Origin of the sequence: Delftia sp. ZNC0008, assembly GCF_000799035.1 — a bacterium.
Classification (GTDB): domain Bacteria; phylum Pseudomonadota; class Gammaproteobacteria; order Burkholderiales; family Burkholderiaceae_C; genus Comamonas; species Comamonas tsuruhatensis.
The window spans coordinates 1-3,020 of sequence record NZ_JTKZ01000757.1 but is presented as its reverse complement, the minus strand read 5'-3'; the positions used below and the strand labels follow the sequence as shown (position 1 = coordinate 3,020).

General features: G+C 67.8%; 3 protein-coding genes. All 3 read left to right on the top strand.

What is annotated here, in order from left to right; genetic code table 11:
- Window positions 1–434, top strand: a 434-nt coding sequence (locus L995_RS24650) for an enoyl-CoA hydratase-related protein (protein WP_047474021.1), incomplete at its 5' end; no start/stop codon positions are given.
- A 42-nt stretch (window positions 435–476) separates the two neighbouring features.
- Complete coding sequence (locus L995_RS24645; protein ID WP_043789948.1) at window positions 477–1,733, top strand: CaiB/BaiF CoA transferase family protein; 1,257 nt, start codon at window positions 477–479, stop codon at window positions 1,731–1,733.
- A gap of 118 nt (window positions 1,734–1,851) precedes the next feature.
- Entirely contained in the window at window positions 1,852–2,871 is a 1,020-nt protein-coding gene (locus L995_RS24640) for a Bug family tripartite tricarboxylate transporter substrate binding protein (protein ID WP_016450303.1), read from the top strand.
- The last annotated feature ends 149 nt before the right edge of the window (window positions 2,872–3,020 follow it).

The window sequence follows — 3,020 nt, the reverse complement described above, 5'->3', positions numbered from 1 at the left end:
GCGACATGCTGGTGGCGGCGAAGAACGCCGTGTTCTCGGTCGCCTACGTCAAGGTCGGCCTCACGCCCGATGGCGGCGCCACCGCCTTCCTGGCCGAGTTCGTCTCGCGCCAGGTGCTGACCGAGCTGTGCCTGACCGGCGAGCGCATCAGCGGCGAGCGCCTGCATGCCCTGGGCCCCGTCAACCGCCTGTCCGAACCGGGCCAGGCCCAGGCCGACGCCGTGGCGCTGGCCGCCCAGGTGGCCACCGGCCCCGACCAGGCCATGGCCCTGATCAAGGACCTGTGCCGCCAGGCGCCGCGCAACACGCTGGAAGAGCAGCTGGAGCTGGAGGCGCAGTACATGGTGCGCTCGCAGGAGAGCGAGGAATCGCGCGAAGGCATTGGTGCCTTCCTCGAAAAGCGCAGCGCCGACTTCACGAAATTGCGCAGCTGACACCGTTCAAGACCTAAAAGACTTTCCAAGGAGACAACGCACATGGCCGACAGCCACAACGATCAGAACCAGGACATCGACTTCCCGCTGGAGGGTGTGCGCGTGCTCGACCTCTCGCGCGTGTTCGCGGGGCCGCTGTGCGGCATGGTGCTGGCCGACTTCGGCGCCGAAGTGGTCAAGGTCGAGCACCCGGGCCGCGGCGACGACACGCGCGACTGGGGCCTGCGCATCGGCAAGACCGAGACCACCTACTACAACAGCATGAACCGCAACAAGCGGTCCATCACGCTGGACCTGCAGACCCCCGAGGGCGTGAAGATCGTCCACGACCTGCTGCCCCAGTTCGACGTGGTCATCCACAACTTCAAGACCGGCGGCGCCGAGAAGCTGGGCCTGGGCTACGAACAGCTCAAGGCCATCAAGCCCGGCATCATCTACTGCGCCGTGGCCGGCTATGACAGCAGCGGGCCCGAGGCCAAGCGCCCCGGCTACGACCTGGTCATCCAGGGCGAGGCCGGCCTCATGGCGCTCAACGGCGAGGCCGGCACGCCGCCGCTCAAGTTCGGCGTGGCCGTGGTCGATCTCATGACCGGCATGTATGCGGCCCAGGCCATCCTGGCCGCGCTGTTCCGCCGCGAGCGCACGGGCAAGGGCCGCCTCATCGAGATGGCGCTGTACGACAGCGGCATCATGATCACCGGCTACTACGGCCTGGATGCCATGCAGCTGGGCCATGACCCCGAGCGCTACGGCAATGCCCACCCCTCCATCGTTCCCTACGGCATGTACGAGGCGGCCGACGGCCCGCTGATCATCGCCGTGGGCAACAACGCCCAGTTCGACAAGTTCTGCCGCCAGGTGGTGATGCGCCCCGACATCGTCGAGGACGAGCGGTTCTCCACCAACGTCAACCGCGCCAAGAACCGCCTGGAGCTGGGCCCCATGCTCAAGGAACTGATCCGCTCCTTCCCGCGCGATCTGCTGCTGGAGCGCCTGACGGCCGCCGGCATCCCCTGCGGCCGTGTGGCCGGCCTGCACGAGGCCCTGACCAGCGAGCGCACGCGCCGTGGCGGCCTGCTGCGTGACATGCCCCACCCCGTGGTCGGCACCACGCCCGTGTTCGCGCCGCCCTACCGCCTGGACGGCCAGCGCCTGCCCATACGCCATGCACCGCCCACGCTGGGCGAGGGCACGCGCGAGGTGCTGCACCGGCTGCTGAGCATGAGCGACGAGCAGCTGCAGCAGCTGCAGTCCAAGGGCGTGCTGACCCTGCCCGAGACCCCCGCGCAACAGGGATAAGAAGACCGATCACGCGACTGATTCCACGGGGGCCATTGATGCCCGGCTCCCGACCCGCCAGGTTTGCATGCCGCACCAAGACGGCACCCATAGACAGCAACACCCAGGAGACAAAGCCATGAGCAACCAAGTCACACGCCGCGACATTCTTCAAGGGCTGGCCGCCATCGGCGGCACCAGCCTGCTGGCCACGGGCGCCACCAGCGCCCTCGCACAGGCCGGCAAGCCGGCCGCGTGGCCCACCAAGCCCATCCGCGTGGTCGTGCCCTTCAACGCGGGCGGCGCCACCGACATCATTGCGCGCACTATCGGCGAGGCCCTGGCCAGGCGCGTGGGCCAGCCCGTGGTCATCGACAACCGCGCGGGCGCGGCCGGCATCCTGGGCACGGACGCCGTGGTCAAGGCGCCCGCCGACGGCCACACCCTGCTGGTCTCGCTCAGCACCTCCATGCTGATCAACCAGTTCCTCTACACCAAGCTGCCCTACAACCCGCAAAAGGACATCGCCCTGGTCACCCAGATCGCGGCGGCGCCCGTCACCCTGGTGGTCCATCCCTCGGTGCCGGCCAACAACATGAAGGAACTGCTGGCCTACGTGAAGGCCAACAAGGGCAAGCTCTCGTACGGCTCCTGGGGCGTGGGCTCGTATGCCCACCTGGCCGGTGCCTACATGAGCAAGACCATGGACGCCGACATGACCCACGCCGCCTACAAGGGCGAGGCGCCCATGATCCAGGAGCTGATCGGCGGCCAGCTGCAGATGTGCTTTTCCAGCGCGCTCAACACCAAGCCCTTCATCGACTCGGGCAAGCTCAAGGCCATCGGCGTCACCGGCAAGGAGCGCATGGAAATCCTGCCCAAGCTGCCCACCATCCATGAACAGGGCGTCACCGACGACGCCTACGCCATCTACGGCTGGGTGGCCATGGGCGCGCCGGCCGGCGTGCCCAAGGAGATCGTGGACCAGCTCTACGGCCACCTGCGCGAAATCGCCAAGGACCCCAAGGTGCTGGAGCGCACCGTGGGCGCAGGTTTCATGCCGCTGATGAACAGCCCGCAGGCCTTCCGCGAGAACTACCAGCGCGACATGCCGATCTGGAAGGCGCTGGTGGAAGAAGCCGGCGCGAAGCTTGATTGATTTTTCCGGCCCGCGGCAGCGGGCCGCCACCGACGACTGCTGAGACAGCTTTGAGAGGAGACTTCATGTACACGCGCAATCCCGCATCCCCGGCACGCCCCACGCGGCGCAGCGTTCTGGCCCTGGCCGCAGCCCCGCTGCTGACGCGG